General features: G+C 40.0%; 20 protein-coding genes. 7 read left to right on the top strand and 13 right to left on the bottom strand.

The genetic code is table 11. From position 1 onward, the window contains the following. The 8 genes from SAE01_RS17170 to SAE01_RS17135 all read right to left on the bottom strand — a co-directional run bounded on the left by SAE01_RS17170 (position 1) and on the right by SAE01_RS17135 (position 8718). On the bottom strand, positions 1 to 789 hold the full coding sequence (locus tag SAE01_RS17170; protein WP_147205027.1) for an NIPSNAP family protein: 789 nt from the start codon (positions 787 to 789) through the stop codon (positions 1 to 3). Between the two features lie 64 nt (positions 790 to 853). After that, positions 854 to 1717, bottom strand: a complete 864-nt coding sequence (locus SAE01_RS17165; RefSeq protein ID WP_147205026.1) for a sugar phosphate isomerase/epimerase family protein — start codon at positions 1715 to 1717, stop codon at positions 854 to 856. Positions 1718 to 1739: 22 nt separating this feature from the next. After that, the gene (locus SAE01_RS17160; protein WP_147205025.1) at positions 1740 to 2306 is read right to left on the bottom strand and encodes a gluconate 2-dehydrogenase subunit 3 family protein; all 567 of its coding nucleotides are present in this window, start codon (positions 2304 to 2306) and stop codon (positions 1740 to 1742) included. 274 nt (positions 2307 to 2580) lie between these two features. Then, positions 2581 to 4047 (bottom strand): Gfo/Idh/MocA family protein, encoded by a 1467-nt coding sequence (locus SAE01_RS17155; protein ID WP_147205096.1) that lies wholly within the window; start codon positions 4045 to 4047, stop codon positions 2581 to 2583. A gap of 76 nt (positions 4048 to 4123) precedes the next feature. Further along, positions 4124 to 4765, bottom strand: coding sequence for a gluconate 2-dehydrogenase subunit 3 family protein (locus tag SAE01_RS17150; protein ID WP_147205024.1), 642 nt, complete (start codon positions 4763 to 4765; stop codon positions 4124 to 4126). A 76-nt stretch (positions 4766 to 4841) separates the two neighbouring features. Further along, positions 4842 to 6527 carry a GMC oxidoreductase gene (locus SAE01_RS17145; protein WP_147205023.1) on the bottom strand — a complete coding sequence of 562 codons (1686 nt, stop codon included), beginning with the start codon at positions 6525 to 6527 and terminating at the stop codon, positions 4842 to 4844. An 86-nt stretch (positions 6528 to 6613) separates the two neighbouring features. Beyond that, on the bottom strand, positions 6614 to 7378 hold the full coding sequence (locus tag SAE01_RS17140) for a hydroxypyruvate isomerase family protein (protein WP_246113267.1): 765 nt from the start codon (positions 7376 to 7378) through the stop codon (positions 6614 to 6616). Between the two features lie 92 nt (positions 7379 to 7470). Continuing rightward, positions 7471 to 8718: a nucleoside permease gene (locus SAE01_RS17135; protein ID WP_147205022.1), complete on the bottom strand. Its 1248-nt coding sequence runs from the start codon at positions 8716 to 8718 to the stop codon at positions 7471 to 7473. A 614-nt stretch (positions 8719 to 9332) separates the two neighbouring features. Between SAE01_RS17135 and SAE01_RS17130 the strand changes: the two genes are divergently transcribed. From SAE01_RS17130 to SAE01_RS17120, 3 genes are read left to right on the top strand one after another with little or no spacing between them, the layout of a single operon-like run. Then, positions 9333 to 10388 (top strand): sugar phosphate isomerase/epimerase family protein, encoded by a 1056-nt coding sequence (locus tag SAE01_RS17130; RefSeq protein ID WP_147205021.1) that lies wholly within the window; start codon positions 9333 to 9335, stop codon positions 10386 to 10388. Between the two features lie 30 nt (positions 10389 to 10418). Beyond that, positions 10419 to 10823 carry a c-type cytochrome gene (locus tag SAE01_RS17125; protein WP_147205020.1) on the top strand — a complete coding sequence of 135 codons (405 nt, stop codon included), beginning with the start codon at positions 10419 to 10421 and terminating at the stop codon, positions 10821 to 10823. 3 nt (positions 10824 to 10826) lie between these two features. Beyond that, entirely contained in the window at positions 10827 to 11567 is a 741-nt protein-coding gene (locus tag SAE01_RS17120) for a 3-keto-disaccharide hydrolase (protein WP_147205019.1), read from the top strand. 51 nt (positions 11568 to 11618) lie between these two features. Here SAE01_RS17120 and SAE01_RS17115 read toward each other — a convergent pair whose 3' ends face one another. The 5 genes from SAE01_RS17115 to SAE01_RS17095 all read right to left on the bottom strand — a co-directional run bounded on the left by SAE01_RS17115 (position 11619) and on the right by SAE01_RS17095 (position 15433). Next, the gene (locus tag SAE01_RS17115; RefSeq protein WP_147205018.1) at positions 11619 to 12860 is read right to left on the bottom strand and encodes a glutamate-5-semialdehyde dehydrogenase; all 1242 of its coding nucleotides are present in this window, start codon (positions 12858 to 12860) and stop codon (positions 11619 to 11621) included. 145 nt (positions 12861 to 13005) lie between these two features. After that, positions 13006 to 14040: a glutamate 5-kinase gene (proB, locus tag SAE01_RS17110; protein WP_147205017.1), complete on the bottom strand. Its 1035-nt coding sequence runs from the start codon at positions 14038 to 14040 to the stop codon at positions 13006 to 13008. 185 nt (positions 14041 to 14225) lie between these two features. Further along, complete coding sequence (locus SAE01_RS17105; protein ID WP_147205016.1) at positions 14226 to 14642, bottom strand: hypothetical protein; 417 nt, start codon at positions 14640 to 14642, stop codon at positions 14226 to 14228. A 1-nt stretch (position 14643) separates the two neighbouring features. After that, positions 14644 to 14988: a phage holin family protein gene (locus SAE01_RS17100; RefSeq protein ID WP_147205015.1), complete on the bottom strand. Its 345-nt coding sequence runs from the start codon at positions 14986 to 14988 to the stop codon at positions 14644 to 14646. A 52-nt stretch (positions 14989 to 15040) separates the two neighbouring features. After that, positions 15041 to 15433 (bottom strand): YtxH domain-containing protein, encoded by a 393-nt coding sequence (locus SAE01_RS17095; protein WP_147205014.1) that lies wholly within the window; start codon positions 15431 to 15433, stop codon positions 15041 to 15043. A 399-nt stretch (positions 15434 to 15832) separates the two neighbouring features. Between SAE01_RS17095 and SAE01_RS17090 the strand changes: the two genes are divergently transcribed. The 4 genes from SAE01_RS17090 (at position 15833) to tamL (ending at position 24574) form a co-directional block, all read left to right on the top strand. Continuing rightward, positions 15833 to 16093, top strand: coding sequence for a SemiSWEET family sugar transporter (locus SAE01_RS17090; protein ID WP_147205013.1), 261 nt, complete (start codon positions 15833 to 15835; stop codon positions 16091 to 16093). 186 nt (positions 16094 to 16279) lie between these two features. Continuing rightward, complete coding sequence (locus SAE01_RS24550; protein ID WP_170234189.1) at positions 16280 to 16447, top strand: hypothetical protein; 168 nt, start codon at positions 16280 to 16282, stop codon at positions 16445 to 16447. Positions 16448 to 16785: 338 nt separating this feature from the next. Continuing rightward, on the top strand, positions 16786 to 22254 hold the full coding sequence (locus SAE01_RS17085; protein WP_147205012.1) for a translocation/assembly module TamB domain-containing protein: 5469 nt from the start codon (positions 16786 to 16788) through the stop codon (positions 22252 to 22254). Next, complete coding sequence (tamL, locus tag SAE01_RS17080; RefSeq protein ID WP_147205011.1) at positions 22244 to 24574, top strand: translocation and assembly module lipoprotein TamL; 2331 nt, start codon at positions 22244 to 22246, stop codon at positions 24572 to 24574. Before SAE01_RS17085 ends, tamL begins: the two co-directional genes overlap by 11 nt. Positions 24575 to 24588 lie beyond the last annotated feature (14 nt).

Here is a 24588-nt window from a genome sequence, read left to right as displayed (position 1 = left end):
TTATAGATCTGAAAACTCTGTTGGTCTTAGAAAGATAATGTCGCTGTGAGAAACGTTGTGTTGATACTCAGGAAGAGCCGATAAAGTCTTCCACGCCGGATCAGCGCTAAAGGCTTTCCAATGTTCGTTTCTTGATTCCATGTTTTCAAAAGAAGTCATATACATCAGGTTCGGCATTTTTGAGCCAAAGAGAACTTCACTATAAAAAACGGCATTAAAGCCGAGACGTGAAAACAAGGCAATTTCTCCACCCTCGTTAAACATTTTCACCTTGTTTCTAAAGAACTTTTCCGTTGGTCCTTCATAGCTTCTCAATTCGTACACGCGCTGATTTTTAGGAGCAGTAAGCTTTGATGGTGCAAGGGCTTCCATCAATGGAAAAGCTTTTAGCAGGATGGTTTCAAATCGGGTATAAGCCGGTTTGTTATAGGCAGCGTTCACATATCCTACGTCACCCGTTACCGTCGGTTCAATTGAGTTGGAAGAAAAGCTTTCCCATTCTTTTAAAGATTTAAATGGGATAAATACATAAGTCCTTTTATCTGCCGCGGTATCATTGGCTAGGGCTTTAAAAACACCAACATTGTTCAACTTAGAAGAATGCAAAAAAGGGAGATATCTATACTGAAGGAAGCTGTCAATTGAAGCCTCTTGCAATGCATCTTTATAATGATAGACCCTTAAAATAAAATACCCTGCGTTTTTCGAAGTCGGTGATGCAACTGCCTTCTCAACATTTATAAGTTGCGAAAGGATTAATAGTATAAAAAAATAAAGTAGTTTCCTCATTCGGCTAGTTATTTATAAAATTGATAATTGCTTAAAAAACATTCAAACCTTCCGCTATGTACCCTTAGATTTTTAATCTTTTCATATAATCTGCATCGTCTTTTGCCGCTGCAAGTGGCGTTGTGCCTTCGTATTGTTCCTGCTCGACTATAAAATACTCCATTCCACCTTTTTGAGCAGCTTTTAGTAAAGAAGGATAATCAATATTTCCTTTACCCAAAGTAGTTGTTTCTTTTCCACCGCGGTCTTTTACGTGCCCTAATTTGAAGCGTCTGGGGTATTTCTGAAACCACTCGTTTGGATTTTGGCCGGCGGCAACGATCCAATACATATCCAGCTCATAATCGACAAGGTCTTTGTCGGTGTTCTGCATCATCACATCTTGCGGGTATTGTCCCTCAACTTTCTTGAAAGAATAATCGTGGTTATGATAAGCAAACCGGATCCCTCTTTGTTTACAGATCTGTCCTGCTTTATTAAAGTCTTCAGCCGCCTTTTTAAATAAATCAAGACTTTTCTGCGGTCCAAGATAAGGACACATCAGGTACTTCATTCCGATTGCAGCAGCTTCATCGGCTTTCTTTTCCAGGTTTTGTTTCCAGTTACAATGGCTCGAAACCATTTGCATTCCGAGGTCGTCCATATAACGCTTGAACTCCGTATTAGACATTCCCCAATAAATGCCTTTAGAACCTTCAAAGCCTTCAATTTGCTTATAGCCAAAAGAGGCTACCTGCCTTAAAACTCCTTTCGGATCTTTCGGCAGGTCGTCGCGTAGGCTATACAACTGCAGCCCGAAGGTGTTGTTTTTACCGCTCAACTTCGAGCTGGTACCGCAACCAGCTAGTTGACCGGCTACACCGGTAAGGGCTACCCCGGATGCAAAAGTTCCGGCTATTTTTAGGAAGTCTCTACGTTTATAATCCATGATGTTTGTTTGATTAAATTAATTAGGCCCAGGCTTTATCGCCCTTTTTGTAAGGAATACATGCTTCATATCTTCCCGGTGTTTCAACATATCGCCGGGCTTGCGTGCAGCCAATTTCGGAAGTGAAATATCCAAGAAGCGTAAGCTCCTTCATTAAGCGGAAATAAGGTTTTGGAGATGAAGATTGCCACGTCTTCATGGCTTCGTTTGTCTCATTATCGAGTTTGGTCAAAAGGGCCAGTTTTTGTTGAGAAGTAAGGTCAATAAAATCCTTTCCAAATTCTTTGTTTGCCCGAGCCTGCAAGTCTTTAATGCCGTTTTGAAAAACGACTTGATCTCTTTCTACGTAACAATCATTCACCATTACGTTCATCATCTCGCCTACTTTTGCCGCTTTGGCTCCGGGCGTATTTGTAGCAGGCAAAATGGTTTCACCCACCTCATTAAGAAAATCGATGTCGTGAGGGGAAAAGAGGACTTTCTTACTGCTAACCGGGTTGGTGTTGCAGCCACTTAAAAAAGCACCAGCACCCAACACAGATCCTCCTAACAGCGCGCATATGTGTTGAACAGCTTCTCTTCTGTTCATAATTGAAAGTCGATTTATTGATAAGGTTGTTTTGGAAATACGCTTCCGTGTGTAATCTTCCGGTTTCTAACTTTTTGGCATAAAGTGCCGAAAACAAGTATTTTTTGTAACCAACTTCTGTTCTTCATTCAACATTGTTGTGTCACTCACTTGTACCGTATTATTCTATTCAGCAAACTGTGATAAATGCATAGTTGAAACAAGCCTAAAAAACCAGAAACTAGTAACCGGCAACTAGTAAGTAACCGGCTACCAGCAATTTCTCCCGCTCTTTTTACACCAACTCACCTACTCCAAAACCGTCGCGGTACTTTCTACGAACAAACTGGTTTACGTCGTCGAAGTTGGTCACCTTCATATTCTGGTTATCCCAAAGCAATTTCACATAACGACCAGGATAAGTGAAGCCTGTACCGGTAGTTCTTGGTTTACGAATATCATATCCCCTAATGGCAAGGTTTGCCATACATAAAGCTTCAGTAAGAGGTCCTGCAATCTCAAAAGGAGAGCTTAATTGTGTTTTGCCATAGCCCGCAATACACCCTTCAACCCACTGAGCATAGTGCCCCTCTGCCTGGCCCGGTACACGAGCATATTTTTGTTTTACCTTAACCTGCTCGTTTTTTGATAAAGGCAACAGTCTTGCGTTTGCACCGTAAGTGCTACACATCATTTTGCCTTTGGTGCCAATAAATAATGTACCGTTACCACCGTCGCCAAACATTTCATTGGGTCCTAGTTCTTCAGGTCTTTCAGGTTGAATACCACCATCCATCCAATGAACCACTACCGGTCCCTTTGTTTTGTTTGTCTTAGGGAAGGTCATGGTAACGTGACTTGAAGGCGGAACGCTTTCAGGAAAATACCCTTGTTTAAACTCGTCAACATAAACAGTACCCACGCTAGCCTGAACATCAGAAACATATTGAAGATCTAACACACGGAAAGGGGCCTCTAAAAGATGGCAACCCATATCTCCCAGTGCGCCGGTACCATAGTCCCACCAGCCGCGCCAGTTAAACGGAACAAGTTTTTCAACGTAATCTTTTTGCGGAGCGGTACCTAACCAAAGATCCCAATCTAATGTTTTAGGAACTTCTGCTTTATTCGTTGACCAGGGAATGCCTTGCGGCCACACAGGTCGGTTCGTCCAGGAATAGATGGTATGAACATTTCCAATTATTCCGTCATCATACCATTCCATCATTTGCCGTACGCCATCATTCGACGCGCCCTGGTTTCCCATCTGGGTTACCACCTTATACTTCTTGGCAGCGTTGGTAAGCACACGAGCTTCATACAAATCGTGCGTCAAGGGTTTTTGTACATACACGTGCTTGCCAAGTTGCATAGCACCAAGTGCAGCAACAGCGTGGTTGTGATCTGGAGTGGAAACTGAAACAGCATCAAAGTTTTTTGATTCTTTATCAAGCATCTGACGCCAGTCTTTATACACTTTTGCTTTAGGGAAGTTACCCACTGTTTTTGCAGCTCGCTTTTCGTCTACGTCGCAGAGGTAAGCAATGTCGGCCTTGCCGCTTTTGAAAAAGTTAGCAATATCACTTTCACCTTTTCCACCAACACCTATGCTTGCAATCGTCAGACGGTCGCTTGGCGCAACAAAACCTCTTCCGCCTAGTACATGCCGGGGAACAATCATAAAGCCGGCTACAGCAAGTGCAGTGTTCTTAAGGAAATCTCTCCTTGAATTATCCGGCAGATTTTTGTCTTTCTCGTTCATCATTTTGTAACTCTTTTACAGGTAAACTTTCTGTTTTAAAATCATTTTATTGTATAAAGTAGGAAATGGAACCAGGTTAGGTTAAACCTGCAAAAGCTTTATCTCCTTTTTTGTAATCGATAACTCCCTCAAACTTTCCCGGTACAGGGGTATAACGTAAAGATTCAGTTCTGCCTTTCTCTGAAGTGAAATAACCAAAAATGGCTAACTGCTTCAATTGCTGAAAATAGTGGTTAGGCAACGCCTGCTTTTTGAAGTCATTTGTATTTCTCTCTTGTCCTTGCTTCTCCTTTTGTCCTTGTACATTCACAGCGTCTGCCTGCTTTTTCACATAATCTTTCGTTTCCTTATCTACAGCAATCAGTAATTGCTTGCGCTGTTTAGGTGTAGCTTTCATAAAGCCAACTCCATGCATTTTATCGCAAGCATCATCGAGAATGTTCAATCCTTTATGAAATATTTCCTGGTCCTCTTTGGTGTAACAGTCGTTCACCATCACTGTCATAAACCTTCCTACGCCAGCAGCCTTAGCACCGGCTGTGGTAGTTTGTGGTATGATCGTTTCAGCTATCTCATCTAAATAAGCTATACTTTCTTCTGTAAACGGCACCGGTGCAGAATCAGGGTTTCCTTTACATCCTGACAATAAAAATTCTCCACCAATCATGACCGAGCCAGTAGCGGCTGCGACCATTTTTAATAGTTCACGTCTGTTCATGTTGAAAAAGTTTAAAAAATAATTGTCTGAAGTTTACTGCTATCATGCTCTTCGGGCTACAGCGACAAACCAGAATTTAGATATTTCCTTTTTTTAATTCCTTCACTGCGAAATCAGCGGCCCGTGCTGTCATTGCCATATAAGTTAGAGATGGATTTACACAAGATGCGGAAGTCATAAACGATCCGTCTGTTACAAATACATTCTGGCAATCCCATACCTGGTTGTTGCTGTTTAGCACCGAAGTCTTAGGATCTCTACCCATTCTTGCCGTACCCATCTCATGTATACCCCAACCTGGCTCGCAGCCCTGGTCCTGACCTTTTACATTTTTGACACCCGCAACTGTAAGCATTTCAACTGCATCAGCAACCATGTCTTTCCGCATGTTTAGTTCATTCTCTTTGAATTCAACATCAAACTCGAGAACGGGGATGCCCCATTTGTCCTTTGTATCTTTTGAGATGGTAATCTTATTTTCGTGATAAGGCAACATTTCACCAAATCCACCGATTCCCATAGTCCACTTGCCCGGTTCACTCAATGCTTCTTTTAGATCAGCGCCTATACTTAATTCAGCCACTTGTCTTGACCAGTTTTGGCGGCTACCTGATCCCTGGTATCCAAATCCCCGCAGGTAATTTCGTTTTTCATCGCCGGGTAAATTGCGGAAGCGCGGAATGTAAATGCCATTCGGTCTGAACCCTGAATAGTATTTATCGTCAAAGCCTTCCATGTCTCCGCTCGCCCCCAACTTTAGGTGATGGTCCATAACATTGTGCCCCAACTCTCCTGAACTACTTCCTAATCCATCAGGCCAAATGTCAGTGGCAGATCTCATGAGGATTGCTGTAGAGTTAAAAGTAGAAGCACACAGGAAGACAATTTTGCTGTTAAACTCAAGCGCTTCATTAGTCCGTGCATCTAACACTCTTACACCTTTAGCTTTTTTCGTATTCTTATCGTAGATGATATCTGTGACGATCGAAAAAGTACGTAAGGTTAAATTGCCTGTTGCATTAGCAGCAGGTAAAGTAGATGACTGTGTACTGAAGTACCCCCCGAATGGGCATCCGTTGGAGCAGATATTTCTATACTGGCAAGGGGATGGGCGGCCTGGAATTGTCTGTGTAAGATTGGCCGTGCGACCAATGAACATCGTTCTTTTATTATTATAATGCTCCTTTATGCGCGACGCGACAGTCTGCTCCACAATATTCATATCCATTGGAGGGAGGTAATGACCGTCTGGTAAATGTGGCAATCCTTCCTTTGAACCGCTGATGCCTGCAAATTTTTCAGCGTACGTATACCATGGCTCTATGTCTTTATAACGGATAGGCCAATCAACAGCAATCCCGTCTTTTGCATTTGCTTCAAAGTCAAGATCGCTGAGACGATAACTTTGTCTTCCCCACATTAGAGAACGGCCACCGGTATGATAACCGCGAAACCATCCAAAGGGTTTTTTCTCAACGTACGGGCTGTCTTTATCAACTGCCCAAAATGAAAGATTTCGTTCATTTAAGGGGTAATCTCTTTTCAATACAGGGTATTCGTCAATCATTTTCTGCGTCCTTCCACCGCGATGCGGATACTCCCAGGAAGGCTTGTTAGTCTCCGCATAATCTTTCACATGCTCAATGTGGTGGCCACGTTCGAGCATCAAAACCTTGAGGCCTTTTTCGGTAAGCTCTTTTGCAGCCCAGCCTCCACTGATACCAGAGCCTACTACAATAGCGTCGTAAGTGTTGTTTGCCATAGCAATCGTTAATTGTTAGAATTTATAATATAGAAGAGATGTTAAACGGGTTGAAATAAGCGACATAAAATTAAAGGTTATTCACTTCAGACATCACAAATTTTTATTGCCTCTCTCAGGGACGCTATTTTGTCTGATTTAGCCGGAATGAACTCCTGGGCGACGTAGTCGTTAAATCCTGTTTCTTTTATCGCTCTTAGTATAGCCGGGTAATTTAATTCCTGCTGGTCATCAATTTCGTTTCTGCCGGGAACACCGCCTGTATGGTAATGGCCGAAATACTGGTGATTTTCTCTTATAGTTCTTATGACGTCTCCTTCGTCAATTTGCATGTGATAGATATCATACAGTAGCTTAAAGTTTTCCGAATTCAATCTTCTGCAAAGCTCAATCCCCCAAGATGTTTTGTCGCACATATAATCCGGGTGGTCAATCCTGCTGTTCAACAATTCCATGAAAATAACAACACCTTTTTTTTCAGCAATTGATAAAATTTTCTGTAAACCTTCAGCACAATTTCTCAATCCAATTTCATCAGCCATTCCTCTTCGGTTACCGCTAAAGCAAATCAGATTTCTATACCCCGCATCCGCTACAAGGTTTATATGTTCTGTATAGTTTTTTATTAAAGTCGAATGAAATTGTGGATCATTCCATCCCTCAGTTAAACTTATTTCTGCACCGTTACACATGGAAGAGTAAACAGCATATTTCTTTAGCGTTGGCCAATCTTTGGGTCCTACAAGGTCAATAGCAGCAAAGCCGATTTCTTTTACCCTCATACACAGTTCATCTAAAGGGATAAACTCGTAGGTCCAGCGACAAACAGAATGATGTATGTTTCCTCTCAACGTTTTTGTTTTACTGATAGTGTTGATCGTTAAAAGTGAGGTTAGTATTAAGACAATTTGCCTCGTTTTTTGTTTATTGATAAAAGCCCCTCTTATGTTACAGGACTCGTTGCCAAACCTTTTTCTGCTTCACCTTCCGAAATCGGCTTCTTTTTAACTTCCTTAAACAGAAATGCATACATCAGGAATACCACGATAGAAATAAATGCCGGAACGAGCCATATACTTTTCCATAAATGACCTCCGGGAACTGTATATTTTTCGGCCACTAATCCGGCTATCCAAAAACCGATTAGCATACCTACTCCGTACGTTGCAAGGGTAATCATTCCCTGTGCAGACGAACGTATTTTTTCGCCTGCTACATCGTTTGTATATACCTGGCCGGTAACAAAGAAGAAATCATAACAAATCCCATGAAGAATTATCCCTGCGTATAACATCCACATGCCTGATCCTGTATCTCCGTAAGCAAAAAGGAAATACCGTAAAGCCCATGCAATCATCCCTATCAACAACATTTTTTTTACGCCTAACCTTATAAAAAATAACGGCATCAAAAACAGGAAGAGTAACTCAGACATCTGACCGTAGGTCATCTTACCTGCAGCCCCTTCTACTTTTATTTCATTCAGGTAAATGTTTGTTTCCTGGTAATAGAAAGCAAGCGGAATACAAATGAGTAAAGAGGCCAAAAAGAAGATCAGGAAGTTTTTATCTTTCAATAAGCCTATTGCATCAAGGCCAATAATTTCACGAAAAGTTGTTTTAGTACCCGCTTTTGGTGGTGGAGTATTTGGCAGCGTAAAGCTGAATAATCCCATTACTAATGATACGATGGCCGATAAACGGAAGGTGTTGATCAGCGTATTTTTTTGCTCCCACGCTAACCAGGCAATGATAAGACCAGCGACAATCCATCCAACAGTTCCCCATACCCGAATGTTTGCAAAATCTTTTTCAGGATTGTCAATCTGCTTGAATGATACAGCGTTTACCAGCGCCAGTGTTGGCATAAAAAGAATCATGTAAATAAGCAACGCCGGATAAAAAGCCGAGAAGCTACTTATCGTTGAGATATAATACAAAATGGCAGCTCCCAAAAGATGTAAAACGCCCAGTATTTTTTGGGCAGCAAAATAACGGTCAGCAATCAAACCAATAATAAAGGGAGCGATTATGGCTCCCAAAGATTGTGTTCCATAAGCGATACCGACTTGCACATCGGTGATACCGGGAATTGATTTAAGATAAGTGCCCATGGTTACATACCATCCACCCCAAACAAAAAAGTTTAGGAACATCATAAAGGAAAGTCTGAAGCGAATCGCAGAGTTCATTAGGCAGTTGTTTTTAGTGAGAAGTTTTTTGCTAAAACAACATCTGGGTCCACAAACACAGAGCGCGTAAATAACCTATTTGTAGTGATGAAGTTGTAGAAAATAAATGTAGCACTTAAAGAAATAGGTTTTGCTTTTGGCTTAATAATTTTATCATGGCATCTAAAAAGGTTTATATAAGATTCGAGTTAAATTTGAAGTTCCTACTATGGAGCATTTTAGCACATAAAAAGTAGAACCGCTAAAGTGCTTTGTTTATAATGGAGTGTTGACAATGCTTTGGAGGTTTAAGCATTTAGGGAAACCGAACAAAAAAATGTTGAAACCTTGCAGCAACGAGTTATGATAAAATGCCTCCTGATTTTACTTTTATAGCTCTTTATATTTGTAGAAGTCAGAGGTTAAATGGTACGGTTATTTAAGATAGTTGGGGGAAGAAGTGATGATTGGATTTTTTTGACAAGGGATAGAATAGTAAGTAACGAGCTTACAATTTTTAATGTGCTTTTGTTGTGTCACTCACTTGTACTTTTGCACTACTATCAACTTGCTCAGTTCTTATTTTTACAGGCGAATTTTTATAAACAATTCAAGACCAAACGCAACGCTTCAATATGAAAACAATAAAAGGACCTGGTATTTTTCTCGCGCAATTTATGGGTGACAAGCCACCCTTTAATGATCTAAAAAGTATTTGTCACTGGGCAAAAGCTTTAGGCTTTGTCGGAGTACAATTACCTGCATGGGACTCCCGTTGTATCGATTTACAAAAAGCGGCAGAAAGCAAAACATATGCAGACGAACTGAAAGGCCTAATCAATGAGTGCGGGTTAGAAATAACTGAACTATCTACTCACTTGCAAGGGCAGTTAGTAGCAGTAAACCCCGCTTACGATGCTATGTTCGATTCCTTTGCTCCTGAGCAATTTCGCAACAACCCAAAAGCAAGAACAGAGTGGGCCACGCAACAGGTAAAGTTTGCTGCAAAAGCCTCCCAAAATCTTGGCTTAAAAGCTAGCGCTACTTTCAGCGGTGCGCTCCTCTGGCACACTGTATATCCCTGGCCTCAACGACCTGCAGGACTAGTAGAAGCGGGATTTGCAGAATTGGCTAAAAGATGGCTGCCGATACTAGATGCTTATGAAGAAGCAGGTGTGGATCTTTGTTACGAAATACACCCCGGAGAGGATTTGCATGATGGCGAAACCTACGAGATGTTTTTGCAAGAGGTAAACAATCACAAGCGGGCTTGCCTGTTATACGATCCTTCGCACTTTGTTTTACAATGCCTCGATTACCTTACTTATATCGACTATTATCATGAGCGCATAAAAATGTTTCATGTAAAAGACGCAGAGTTTAATCCTACAGGAAAACAGGGCGTTTATGGTGGATACCAAAGTTGGGTGAAGCGCGCAGGAAGGTTCCGCTCGCTCGGAGACGGACAGGTTGATTTTAAAGGCGTCTTTAGTAAACTAACCTCTTATGACTATGACGGCTGGGCAGTAATGGAATGGGAGTGTGCGCTAAAGCATCCTGAAGAAGGAGCCAAAGAAGGTGCAATATTTATAGATAATAATATTATCAGGGTTACCGAAAAAGCATTTGACGATTTCGCAGGTGCTGATAATGAGGACCAACTAAATAAAAGTATTCTAGGACTAGTATAATAATTTAAAATTTTAATTTAAAAGTTTACCATGAAAAAGTTAATCGTAATTCTTTCTTTTAGCTGCGTAGTAATTAGTTGCGGCAGCAATGACAGTAATCCGGCAAAAGAGGACCGTAAAGACGAGGCAAAGGATGTGGCCAAAGAACCAGCTCCGGCAGCAAAAAGTGAAGATTATCAAAAGGGCTTAGAATTAGTAGCAAAAAGCGATTGCTTCACTTGTCACAAAGTAAAAGAAGCTGCGACAGGTCCTGCGTATGAAGCTGTTGCAGCAAAATATGCTCCTGCTTCAGACGAGGTGATCGAAAAACTAGCTAACAAAGTAATTGCCGGTGGTGCTGGTAATTGGGGAACAGTTCCTATGCTCGCTCATCCTCAGTTGTCGAAAGATGATGCAAAGACTATGGTTAAGTATATAATGGCTTTAAAGAAATAAACGATGAAGAGTGCTTTTTTAATCCTATCTGTAATTCTTTTACTTACTCAGGCTTCAGCTCAGAATACGTCAAACAAGATGCAGGACAATACTCTATCAACCCAGGAAAAAAATGAAGGCTGGAAGCTTTTGTTTGATGGCAAGACGACTAGTGGTTGGCATAGTTACGGATATAACGCTGTTGGTAATGCCTGGAACATTTTAGATGGCTGCTTACACTTAGATGTGGCAAATAGAAAGAGTTGGCCGGCAAATGAAAGCAAGGATATTTTAACCAACGACGAGTACGACAACTTTCATTTGAAAGTAGATTGGAAGCTGGCTAAAAAAGGCAACAGCGGCATAATCTTCTACGTGCATGAAGACAAGTCGAAGTATGCTAATACTTATGAGACAGGTCCGGAAATGCAGGTACTTGATAATGCAGGTCATGCCGACGCCAAAATTCCTAAACACCGCGCCGGTGATTTATATGATCTCATCTCTTCGTCAAGTGAACCGGTAAAGCCCGCAGAAGAATGGAACCATGCGGAAATAATGTGTAAGGACGGCAAGCTTGAATTTTTTCTTAATGGCGTGTCGATCGTAACAACAACTATGTGGGACGATAACTGGAAGAAAATGGTGGCTAACAGTAAGTTCAAATCAATGCCCGACTTCGGCACTTTTAAAAAGGGAAAAATCGCCTTACAGGAACATGGCGAAGAAGTATGGTTTAAGAATATTAAAATAAGAAAACTATAAGGCGGTATAAATGAAGAAGGGACTGAAATCAGTCCCTTCTTCATTTATACCCTATCTTATTTGTCCATCTCCTGTGATGATCCATTTTTCCGTAACCAATTTTTCCAGGGCAAATGGACCACGTGCATGCAGCTTTTGAGTAGAAATTCCTATTTCGGCACCCAAACCAAATTCTTCGCCGTCAGTAAACCGGGTAGAGGCATTTGAATAGACTACAGCCGCATCAACTTCTTTTATAAATCTCTCACAATTTGCTTTATTCTCCGACACAATGGCTTCTGAGTGTTTTGTCGAAAACTGCCGAATATGTTCCAAAGCTTCATCTATATTTTCCACGACTTTCACTGCGCATTTAAGGCTTAGAAATTCGCGACCGAAGTCTTCAGCACTCGCCTTTTGGAGCATTTGATATCCTTCCAAAAGTTTGAAAGCTTGCTCATCAGCAAACACTTCCACTGCATGTTTTGTAAACAATGGCTGAAGTTTCCCCAAAAACTCACCGGCTACTTGGCGGTCAACTACAATAGTGTCAACGGCATTACATACAGATGGCCGGGTTACTTTCGCATTCACCGCAATGTTCACGGCTTTATCAATGTTTGCATCTTTCTCAATATATACATGACATACACCGGCTCCGGTTTCTATCACTGGCACCAGGCTGTTTTTTCTTACAAATTGTATCAGACCTTCAGATCCGCGCGGAATTATTACGTCTACATATTTTGTCGCTGTCATCAGTTCTTGCACCGACTCTCTTGCAGGAGGAAGCAAAGTCACGCAGTCAGGGTCTATATTATTTTCTTGCAGGGCATTTTTTATCAATTCAATGGCCGCAAGATTACTGTTCTCAGCATCACTGCTCCCCTTCAAAATGCAACCGTTCATGCTTCGGATACATAGCGCTGCTATGTCATAAGTTACGTTTGGCCGTGACTCATAGACAGCCCCCACAACGCCTAGCGGCACCGCTATCTTCTCTAGTTGCAAACCATTATACAACGTTCTTTGCTCTAACTGTTTACCAGTTGGGTTGGGAAGCTGAGCAACTTTTTTGATGCTTTTTGCAATATTTAAAACACGATCAGCATTCAGTCTTAAACGATCTGTTTTCGGGTCGCCGGCGTCTTGCCTCGCCACATCTTTTTCGTTCGATTTTACAATAGCTTCCTTATTAGCTGCTATAGCATCAGCAAGCGTCGTTAAAGTCTTAATTACTTGTTCATCTGTCGCGTTTCTTAAAGATGCGGCTGCTTTGTATGTTTTAATTATAAGAGGCTCTATTGATTGCATGTTTTTTTGTGTATTCGGCTGTAAACCTTGCTCAACATTTCTTGCGACGCTCCCTTGTACTGTAGCATTTTATTGAACTTGTTTTTACGTTGATTAATATTTAAAAGTAAACAGAACAGCGCAATTACCTAAGAAAGTAAAACGGCTAGAACAAAACGATATCATCACAATGTGCTGCGAGTGCATGTTTTTTAGAAACCTGTTCTGCCATTTGCGCCGCATCCAGTTTTACTTTGGCTACACCTATAATGGTTTCTTCTTCATTGATAAGCTGCACTACTTCACCTGCAGAAAAAATACCTTTCACATCTTTTACGCCTACAGTAAGCAGGCTCTTTCGTTCGTGTAAAGCTTTTTCGGCTCCCTTATCAACCAGCAAACTACCCAGTGTTATTGAACCACTAGCCAACCATTTCTGCCGGGCTTTTAAATTTGACTTTTTCGGTTTAAATATTGTTCCGCTATTTCCTGCCATTGATTCTTTTAAGGCATTCTCCTGGTTCAAACCAGTCATGATAACCTGAATTCCCAAAGAGGTGGCAAGCCTTGTAAAAGTTAGTTTTGAAACCATCCCCCCAAGGCCGACAGCGCTTTTTTCTGAGTTTACGTATCCAAGAATTGTATTGTCAATATTTTCAACTGAACGAATAATGGCTTTATTATCATCAAGAAAGCCACCAACAGACGTGCAGATAACCAGGGTCTCAGCATCAAATCCAATGGCAATTAAAGTAGAGAGCTCATCGTTGTCTGAAAACTTTAGCTCGACATTACTCACTAAGTCATTTTCGTTTACAACAGGAATAATATTGTTTTCCCAAAATTCGTAAAATGTCTCCTTTAATTGTAGAAACTGCGAACGGTTAGAGAAGTGATGGCGTTCACAAAGCGCCTGCGCAACCACCAGGTTGTGCATCGAAAAATGCTTATGATATAGCTGTATAAGAATTGGATTGCCGACAGCCGCGGCGGCCTTTCGTTCAATCAGTGTTCCTTTATAGTTTTTAATAAAAGATTTTCCGCTGCCGACGGCGCCACTTGAAACCAAAACAACCTTATAAGTAGTATTGAGTTCTGCAATTTCTTCCGCCAGTCTCGATATAATCATCTCGTCGGCTTTACCATCAGCTCCCGTGATGACCGCTGTTCCTAATTTAATCACCAAGACTGGCTTATGCATAAAGATGAATTATAAGGACGCAATTTATTATACTTAAAAATATAAGAAGAATGATTTTTCCCCTATCTAAAATTGGCCTTTAAAAGCTCCAAAGCTCTAAGCAACAGCGAAGTTTGGTAAACAAAAAAGCCGCTACATATGGTAGCGGCTTTTGTTAATGAGTTGACTATGTTAAGCAATAAAAACTATTTATATCGAACAAAAGGATAGATGGGAGAGTCGTGAGGGGTGTGCTTTCTAAGCAACGAAATACCCTTAGAAAGCAAAGTATCAGGATCTTTACTTTCGATCTTTGTGATGTGATGATTGACCATATTGTGTATGGTGCGATCGAGAGACTTTTCAGATAAAAGTTCGACGGCCTTTTTAGAGGCATAACCCAAAATGAATCCAATAACAGTATTTACTAACGTTCTTTGGATTTCAGGAGTTTCACCAACATAGCTAAAAGTGTTTTTTACAACTCTTTTAGGGCTTAAATTTTCTTTCACCTGTGCATAGGTATCCTGTATCTCAAGTTTTTGAACCTTTACCCTGGTTTCCAAATCATCGATTGCTTTCCGCAGATCTTCATTATTGGAAATTTTGCTTGTGGTTGCCATTTTATAAAAATTTACCAATAATCAATTTAGTAATCGGTGTCTTGAAAATCTTATCTCTCTTGGAAAACAGAATAACTCCGGCGATCCCGTAAATAGCAGCGAGTATCAAAAATCCTAAGTAAGCTTTGCCTATTAAGTCGCCTATTAGTAAAGCAATCCCAATATTAAAGACAACAAAGAATATAAAAAATATTACGAATAGAGCTACATAAGAAATGATTGACGAAGTAACCGAAGAGGTTTTATCAATCATTTTCAACTTGTACAACTCGAGCCGGTTATCTATATAATCTTTCGACTGGCTAAATACTGACTCTATTAAGGTTAAAGTGGGCTGCTTACTCATAGCTGTTTTTTAATAATCGCCGGAGACCTGTTAATTCCAACTGTTGATACTTTTATATTTGGTTAAAACCACTTCCAGCTTCTGCACCTGCTCTAGCACCGGCTGCTGCTCCTGCTGCGCCACCTGAGGCTGCTCCTGCCGCACCTGATGCTTTGGAAGCAACATCACCCGCTTCAGATTTCAACGCGCTAACAACACTATTTGCTTTTTGTCTTCCCTGGTCTAGAAGGTCTGTTGCGCTTTCTTTAACTGTTTCATATCTGTCAGCAAGACCGTCAACGAATTCTCCAAACTTAGTTTTCAAATTTTCTGTAACATCTCTGCTACCTTCAGATATACGTCTTCTTGTTTCATCTCCTTTATCAGGAGCAAATAAAACTCCCAAAATAGCACCGGTAGCGGCACCAGCTAAAACTCCTAATAAAACTTTTGATCCTGAGTTCATAATAAACGGTTTTTAATGGTAAAAAATATTTTTTTAATGCTTTGTAATTATAGATTTTAAAAAAAATAATGCCACATCGAAATAGAGCGTAAGTATTAATAAAGCCTACATTACAAAGGAGTTATGTATATTTTGTGGAATAATTTTCCCACGGAAGAGCCGGTTTTTATGCATCTCCTTTGTCCGAAAATCTTATCCTTTTTAATCCATGGCACACACTTTTTACTATAACACTTTTTAATATTTCAGACCTTTCTTTTTTGCCTTCTATCCCTTTTCAAATATTTATTGTTTTTGCCGCGAAGTATACATAGGTTGAAGAGGTTTAAGTGACAAGAGATTTAGCAAGATGTGAAATCTGGCAGGAGACAATAGTGCATTCATTTAAAAGTTAAAGCATTGAGTACAGTTGGTGTTATCGGAATTGTAGCAGGCATATTTACATCTGCCTCCCTTCTTCCGCAATTGGTAAAGATCATAAAGGAAAAAAAGGTGGAGGACTTATCAATGACCATGTTTTTTTCTTTGTTAATCGGAATAATACTATGGGTAGTCTATGGCATTCTGCGAGAAGATTGGCCGATTATAGTTACAAATAGCTTCTCTGTTTTGCTCAATCTTTTTATTCTCGTACTAAAGTTTAAATACAGGAAAGCTTGATGATAAAGTTTGGCACTACTTTTTACTTTGTATTACAGTAAGTTTAAAATGAAGGGTAGAACTGCAAGTAGCTAAGATGTAACGGAACTTTTTCTTGAAATTCCCCTTGTCAAATTTACAGATGAATAAACACGAATAAGTAGTTGTGAGGTATTGATATAATTTAAACGATTTTAAAATAGTGTTATGAGAAAGAGTCTTTTGTTATTTACGGTTCTTGCTTTTGCGGTTAGCCTATTATCCAGCTGTGAAGCTATTGGAGGAATTTTTAAAGCAGGAATGTGGGTAGGCGTTATTGTAGTGGTTTTAATAGTTGCGTTGGTATTATGGCTAATTGGAAAAGTCAGGAAATAGACAAAAACAAGCTCGGCCATTCGGATAAATTTTTTTCAACGCAAATGTTGTCTAAATACCTCCGACTCTAATACTCGTGGTTCTATACAACTCGATTAGAGCCACCAAGATATTCAGTAAAAGTTTACTTACACGCCTATTAGTAGAGTCTCCATAACATCCTTCTTACTTTCTAAATTTATGCTTTTTGCGTGAGGAATAATTTCTACACCAGAGGGAAAATTGCATTAAAAAATCTTCATATCTCTTTGAAAAACAAAAACCTATAAAGGAAAATCGTTTGGTGCGTCTTTTGACTAATTAAAGTTTTATTAGCAGATTAAAGATGATGAAGGCGTATGCAACAAACTACTACCCCCACCCACAAAAGATCGATTCTTGCAAAAATAGGACGTGGTTTCGCGATTTTTTTACTTTCCCTGATAGGACTAATTGTCCTAATCCTGATTTTAATTCAAACAGCACCGGTACAAAATTTCGCCAGGAAAAAGGCTGTTTCTTTCTTATCAAATAAACTTAAAACAAGGGTTGAAATTAAGGGGCTTGATATCGAGTTCCCGAAGATGATTGTTTTACAAGGCGTTTATATTGAAGACAGAACTAAGGATACTTTGGTTGCAGGAAACCAGTTGAAGGTTGACATTGACATGTTCAAGCTGTTGAGCAAACAAATTCAAATCAATGAAATAAACCTAAACGGAATTACGACCAAGATAAAGAGACAGCTTCCTGACACCACTTTTAATTTCCAGTTTATCGTAGACGCCTTTGCCTCGCCTGTTGATACAACAGTTGAAAAGGATACTGCTGCCATGAAAATGGCTATAGAAAAAATTATTGTTGATAAGACTCGCGTTGTTTACCTGGATGTTGTTACGGGAAATGATGTTGACGTTTATCTTAACCATTTTGATACCCGAATTAACACATTTGATCCTACTAATCTTCGTTATGATGTGCCGAGTATTGTAGTGAATGGTGTAAGAGGCCGCATAGACCAAACCCAGCCTATAGCGGTCACAACAGTGGTAGATAATCCAAGGCCTGAAGTAAAAAATGAAGCTCCGAAATTCTTAAACTTTACTAACAAAGAAATTCTTTTAAGTGATTTGGACATTAGCTACAGCAATGCTGTGTCCGCTATGTCGACTCGCCTTGCTTTGAAAAATTTTAATATCCATCCTGAAAGCTTCGATCTTAAGAATTCTGTGATTGCATTAAAAGACGTACAATTGAACAATTTGGATGGTTTTTTCAGAATGGGGAAAGCTAACACTCCTTCTGTAGTTCAACTTACAAATGAAAACAAAGAAGCTGTTTCTACTGCCACTCAACCGTTGCCATGGAAGTTTACAATAGCATCCATTCGTTTCGACGATAATAATTTTGCCTTTGATGATGACACTAAGCCCAGAATAGGTAGAGGGATGGATTTTGCTCACCTGGCTCTAAAAGATCTTACACTCCACGCAGATAATTTTCTTTTCCATAATGATACTATTGCAACCAACATCGTAGAAGGTCATATGAGAGAAAAAAGTGGCTTTCAGTTAGACAAATTTCAAACAGATGTTGTTTATACAGATAAAGGTGCTTCACTACAAAACATACTTATTCAAACTCCCGGTTCTGAAATTAAAAGGAGCGCCATCATTCGCTATCCTTCATTGGCCGCTATCCAAAAGCAAATGGGATTACTTGAACTTGATTTGAACATCGACAATAGTTATTTGCAGGTAAAAGATATTCTCACTTTTGTTCCAACATTGGCTGGTCAGCCGGCATTTAGAAACCCTGCTAGCAAGATTTATTTTAATACCCGTATGAAGGGTAGTCTCAACAGACTTAATATTCAGAATTTCCAATTTAGAGGTTTAAATAACACAAGCATTGATGTAGCTGGTTTTGTCAATAATGGAATGGATAGTAAGAATGCTTCAGCCGATCTTAACATCAGGAAGTTCACTACAAGCAGGAGTGATATTGTTTCATTAGTTCCTGCCGGCACTCTTCCTAAAGGAGTAAGTCTTCCGGAAGTAATGAACCTGAACGGAAGATTGAGGGGAGGAATGAGGCATCTTGAAATAAATAATCTTCAATTTAGAGATTCGCGAAATACCAATATAGATCTATCAGGAACAGTTGATAATGCTGCTGACCCTAATAATGTATATGCTGACATCAGCATCAATAGGTTTAACACAACAAGAGGTGAAATAATGGCGCTAAGTCCTGCCGGCACCATTCCAAAAAATATCACTATACCGGAAACAATTGCGTTGCGAGGAAGGATCAAAGGAGGGATGAAAAATTTAGCAACCGATCTTGCTGTAAACACCTCTCTCGGTTCAGCTAAACTTAATGGGAAGATCAGCAATGCAACAGATAAAAATAATGCAAGGTATAATGCTGTCATTTCAACAACTGCATTAAATCTGGGGGCCATAATGCAGCAGCCGCAGAATGTTGGAGCTATATCTGCAAACTTTACTATAAGTGGTAAAGGGTTTAATCCTGACAATGCAAACGCAAAAATTAAAGGAAACATTGTTTCAGCAGAAGTTAAGAAATACACTTACACGGGTTTGTCTTTAAACGCCTCTATTGCTGATCAAAAATTTACTGCTGATGCTGCTATGCAGGATCCTAACATTCATTTTGCCTTGCAAGCCGAAGGAAACATAGGGGGTAAACTACCTGGTTTTGTCGTTAATGCTGACATCGATAGCATTAAAACGCTTCCCTTACACCTTACTCCAAATGCCATTTTTTACCGCGGAAAGATAACAGCGAATGTTCCTGAATTAAACCTCGATGCACTGAACGGAGAAGTGTTCGTTGTAAATTCCCTTCTGGTCATGAATGGGCAAAGAATAGCACTTGACTCATTATCCGTAATTGCAAGCAATGTAAACAACCAACAAACTGTTGCTTTAAAAACTGATTTTGTAAATGCTGTTATTCAAGGCCAATACAAGTTGCAGCAGTTAGGCGACATTATGATGGAAACAATTCAACCGTATTATGCTATCAATACAACCGGTGCGCCTTTAAAAGCTGTAGATCCTTACAATTTTTCGATTAATGCCAATGTCATTGACCATCCAACGCTTCATGCCTTTGTTCCTGACCTAAAACGTTTTGATGGAATAGCCCTTGTATCTAATTTTTCCAGCAGCGAGGGGTGGAACGCAAACATAACTGCTCCTAATATTTTGTATGGGACTAATGCTATCAACAACTTGTCATTAAATGCTGTCGGAAGGGATAGTAGTCTAAACATAGTTACTAATGTAAACCAGATATCCAATGGAGGCAGTATAGCTCTTTACGGCACAAGGCTCACAGCTACACTTGCTAATAACCGTATCAACTTTGGGTTATCAATTAAAGACAAGGTTGCAAAAGATAAGTACAGGCTGGCAGGAGTATTTGCACAGGAACCTAATAATATTTACGCTGTGTCTCTTAGGCCCGACAGCCTGATGCTTAATTATGATGCCTGGTCTATCAGTCCTGATAATCTTATTCGCTTTGGCTCCACTTTAGTCAATGCACGAAATTTTGACTTAAGTCAAAACAACCAGCATTTAATAATCAATAGTCTGAATACTGCACCTGATAGTCCCCTGCAAGTGGCTTTCACAAACTTTAGGGTTGCTACCTTAACTGCTTTTGTGCAATCTGATACTTTGTTGGTCGACGGTTTGTTGAATGGAAATGTACAAGTGAGGGATATGTTGAAACAACCAAACTTTACCACCGATCTTACCTTAAATAATCTTGCAGTTAAAAAAGACACTATTGGCGATGTAAATATTAAAGTAAATAATAACACCCAGAACGTCTTTGCTACCAATGTCACCATTACTGGCAAGGGCAACGATGTTAGTCTCACCGGAAATTATTATATGAAGCCTGCTAACAATAGCAATTTTGATTTCAATTTAAATATCAGGCAATTACCCTTTAAAACAATTGAAGCTGCAAGCATGGGTGCTATTAACCAGTCGACAGGCAACCTTACAGGAGCCGTGGCTATTAATGGTACCACCAAAGCGCCAAACATCGATGGCGGAATTAACTTTAATCAGACCGGTTTCAACGTTGTAATGCTTGGCAGTTATTTCAAAATAGACGGTGAAACAATCAAAGTAAACAACCAGGGGATAGCCTTCAATACATTCACTATAAAAGACTCTGCTGACAATAGCCTCGTTGTTGATGGTCTTGCTGGTACGAGTAATTTCATCAATTACAATTTAAACCTAACTGTAAAAGCAAGGAATTTCAGGGCGATTAATACGACAAAAAGACAGAACAGCCTGTACTACGGCAAATTGTTCTTAAACACAAATATAAGCATAAAAGGTACAGAAGCTGCACCTGTAGTGGATGGTTCGTTACGTGTGAATGAGGGTACAGATTTGTCAATAGTATTACCGCAGGCTGAGCCGGGCGTAGTAGACAGGCAAGGCATCATAGAATTTGTAGATATGGATGCCCCGGAAAACGACTCGATATTTAAGCAAACCCTTGCCACTTACGATTCTTCCTTCAATAAGACTGCGATAACCGGAATGAATGTGTCCGTAAATATGGAGGTGGTAAAAGAAGCAAACTTCAATGTAATTATAGATGAGGCGAATGGAGACTTTCTTAATTTGAAAGGAACTGCTGTGTTAAATGGTGGTATAGATCCAAGCGGAAAAATTACCATGACCGGTTCTTACACAATAGAAGAGGGCGGATACGAATTGTCTTTCAATTTCCTTCGCCGCAAGTTTGCAATAGAAAAAGGTAGTAAGATTACCTGGACAGGTGAACCGACTACAGCAGACATAGATGTTACCGCTATTTATGTTGCTAATACGTCACCTATGGAGCTGGTCTCAAATCAAATTCCTGAAGGGCAGAAAGGTTATTATCAACAAAAGCTACCGTTCCAGGTAAGGTTGATGGTGAAGGGAGAATTGATGCAACCTGTATTAACTTTTGATATTGCCTTGCCTACAGAAAATAATGCAAGAGTATCAAACGAGGTTTTGACAACAGTTACTACTAGGTTGGATCAAATAAAGACAGAGCCTTCGGAATTAAATAAACAGGTTTTTGCTCTACTGTTACTAAATCGTTTTGTAGCAGAAAATCCTTTTGCAACTAGTGGTGGTGGTGGTGGTTTTAATGCGGCTTCATTTGCAAAGCAGAGTGTAAGTAAATTATTGACAGAGCAGCTAAACAACCTTGCAGGAGATCTTATTGCGGGCGTAGATATATCGTTTGATGTAAATACAGCGGAAGACTATTCTACCGGTGAAAGAAGAGATCGAACCGACTTTAATGTCGCTTTATCAAAACGTCTTTTGAACGATCGTCTTAAAGTAACCGTAGGAAGTAACTATGAACTTGAAGGCCCCAGCCAGGGAAATCAAAGCGGTAGCAATGTAATTGGTAATGTTACTGTCGATTATTTTCTCACACAGGATGGCAAGTACCTTTTACGCGGCTATCGAAAAAACGACTATGAAGCAGTCGTCGAAGGATTTGTTGTAGAAACAGGCTTGAAGTTTATTATCTCCGTTGACTACGAAAAATTCAAGGACATTTTTATAGATAGAAAGAAAAGAAGGCAGCAAAGGCGCGAGCAGAAAGAAAGAGAGGAGGCACTGAAATCTTCAGAAAAAGCAACAACAGCTAACGATAGTATACCAGTTGAAAGCTCTCCAATCACTTTTGAAAAAGTATTAATAGCGGACGACAGAAAAACAGTTTCTGCGACAGAAAAAGATTCAACAGATGCAAATTAGAAGATCTAAACTACTTACTCATTATTCGAAAATTGCTGCTATCGGTATATTGTTGGCCGGCTGTAATGTTACTAAAAAAATTCCCGAAGGGGAGGCTTTATACACAGGACATAAAGTAAAAGTTGAAAATGCCTCTGTTCCTAATAATGAAAAGAAGGTAATTACGGCGGACCTGCAGGCTTTAATCCGTCCGAGGCCTAACTCGAAACTCCTTGGTATCCCGTTCAAGCTTGTCTTGTACAACATGGCCGGTAAGAAGAATAATTTTATAAATAAGTTCCTACGGAAAAATGGTGAGCCGCCGGTTCTGTTAAGCTCGGTTAAACTCGACCGCAACATACAAGTGCTTACAAACACCCTTGAGAACAGGGGTTTTTTTCATGCAAAGGTCACTGCTGATACCGTTGTTAAGGATAAAAAAGCTAGTGCTACTTATGTCGCTAATACGGGGGTTCAGTACAAAATAAACGAGGTAACTTTTCCTAAAGACACCAACGCTATCAGCCAGGCTATACAGGCAATTTCAAATAAAACGATCTTTAAGAAAGGAGATGCTTTTAATCTCGATGTAGTCAAAGGCGAAAGATTACGTATAGATGCAGCTCTTAAAGAAAAAGGCTTTTACTTTTTTAGTCCTGATGACCTAATCGTATTTGTCGATAGTACTATAGGTAACGATCTTACCAACCTCTACGTAAGCTTTAAGCCAGATGTGCAAATGGCAAGAAAGCAGGCTTATACTATCAATGATATTTACATCTATTCCAATTATAACCTAAATACTGCAAGAAGGGATACGATGAAAGTTGACTCTATCTTCTACAAAGGGTATTATGTTATCGACCGAAATAAAACCTTCAAACCTTTGGTTTTCGAACAGATGATGTTGTTTAAGCCGGGCGATCTGTACAACCGTACAGCCCATAATCAATCCCTTAACCGGCTTACAAACCTAGGTACCTTCAAATTTGTAAAAAACCGATTTGATGTTGTAGCGGATTCTTTTAAGCTCAACACCTATTATTATCTAACTCCACTACCTCGCAAATCTCTCAGTGCAGAAATAGGCGGCCTAACAAAATCTAACAATGCGACTGGCTCTGAGATTACTGTTCGTTGGAAAAATAGAAACGCATTTCGAGGGGCGGAACAATTAAACATCAACGCATACTTTGGTACAGAGGTACAGGTATCAGGCTCGTACAGCGGATTCAATACTTTACGCTATGGGGCCGAGTTAAATCTTGCGCTTCCAAGGTTTGTAATACCATTTTTTGATTTGAATACAACTGGTGCCTATGTTCCTCGAACAACTATACAGTTGGGCTATGACATTTTGCAAAGGCAAAAATTATATTCTCTAAACTCCTACCGGGCAAACCTTGGCTACAACTGGAAAGAAAGTGCCCAGAAAGAACACCAGTTAAACGCTATATCTATTACTTATGTTCAGCCACTGAATGTTACAGACTCTTTCAGAAGATTTATTTCCGACTATCCAACATTAAAAAGGACTATTGAGCAGCAATTTATACTTGGATCAACCTATAACTACAACTACAATCAACTCGTTGGCCGGGAGAAAAATGCAACCGGGATATATTTCAACGGACTACTCGATGTAGCAGGTAATATATTAGGCCTTGCCACTGGTGCTGATGCTAAAAATGGTAAAGTAAAGAATTTGTTTGGATCACCTTTTTCCCAGTATTTAAAGGCCGAGTTTGACACCCGCTACTATCGCAAAATTGGGTTAAACAGTCAGTGGGCCAACAGGGTGATAATTGGCCTTGGCTATCCTTATGGAAATTCGAACGTTCTGCCTTTTATAAAACAATATTTTGTAGGGGGTAATAACAGTTTGCGTGGATTCAGAAGTCGCTCGGTAGGTCCTGGTACCTTTGCTGGAGGCCAAACTGCAAATAAGAGAGGGTTTTACCCTGATGTGACTGGCGATCTTAAACTGGAAATAAATACAGAGTATCGCCCCAAACTCTTTAGTATTCTCTATGGGGCAGTATTTTTGGATGCGGGCAATGTATGGTTAGTTAATAATATTGTAGATCCAGTTTCACGTAGACCTTTATACCCGGGTGGAAGGTTCTCAAAAGATTTTCTAAAAGAGCTTGCAGTTGATGCGGGTGTTGGATTGAGAATAGATATCCAAATACTGTTGCTTCGCCTTGACGTCGCAGTTCCAATTAGAAAGCCATGGCTACCTGAAGGACAGCGATCGGTTCTAAATCAAATAGATTTTGGAAGCAGTGAGTGGAGAAGTAGTAACCTAATATTTAACCTTGGAATTGGGTTGCCATTTTAGGTTAAGAAAAGTAA

Origin of the sequence: Segetibacter aerophilus, from assembly GCF_007991655.1 — a bacterium.
Classification (GTDB): Bacteria; Bacteroidota; Bacteroidia; order Chitinophagales; family Chitinophagaceae; genus Segetibacter; species Segetibacter aerophilus.
This window is presented reverse-complemented; position numbering and strand designations above follow the sequence as displayed.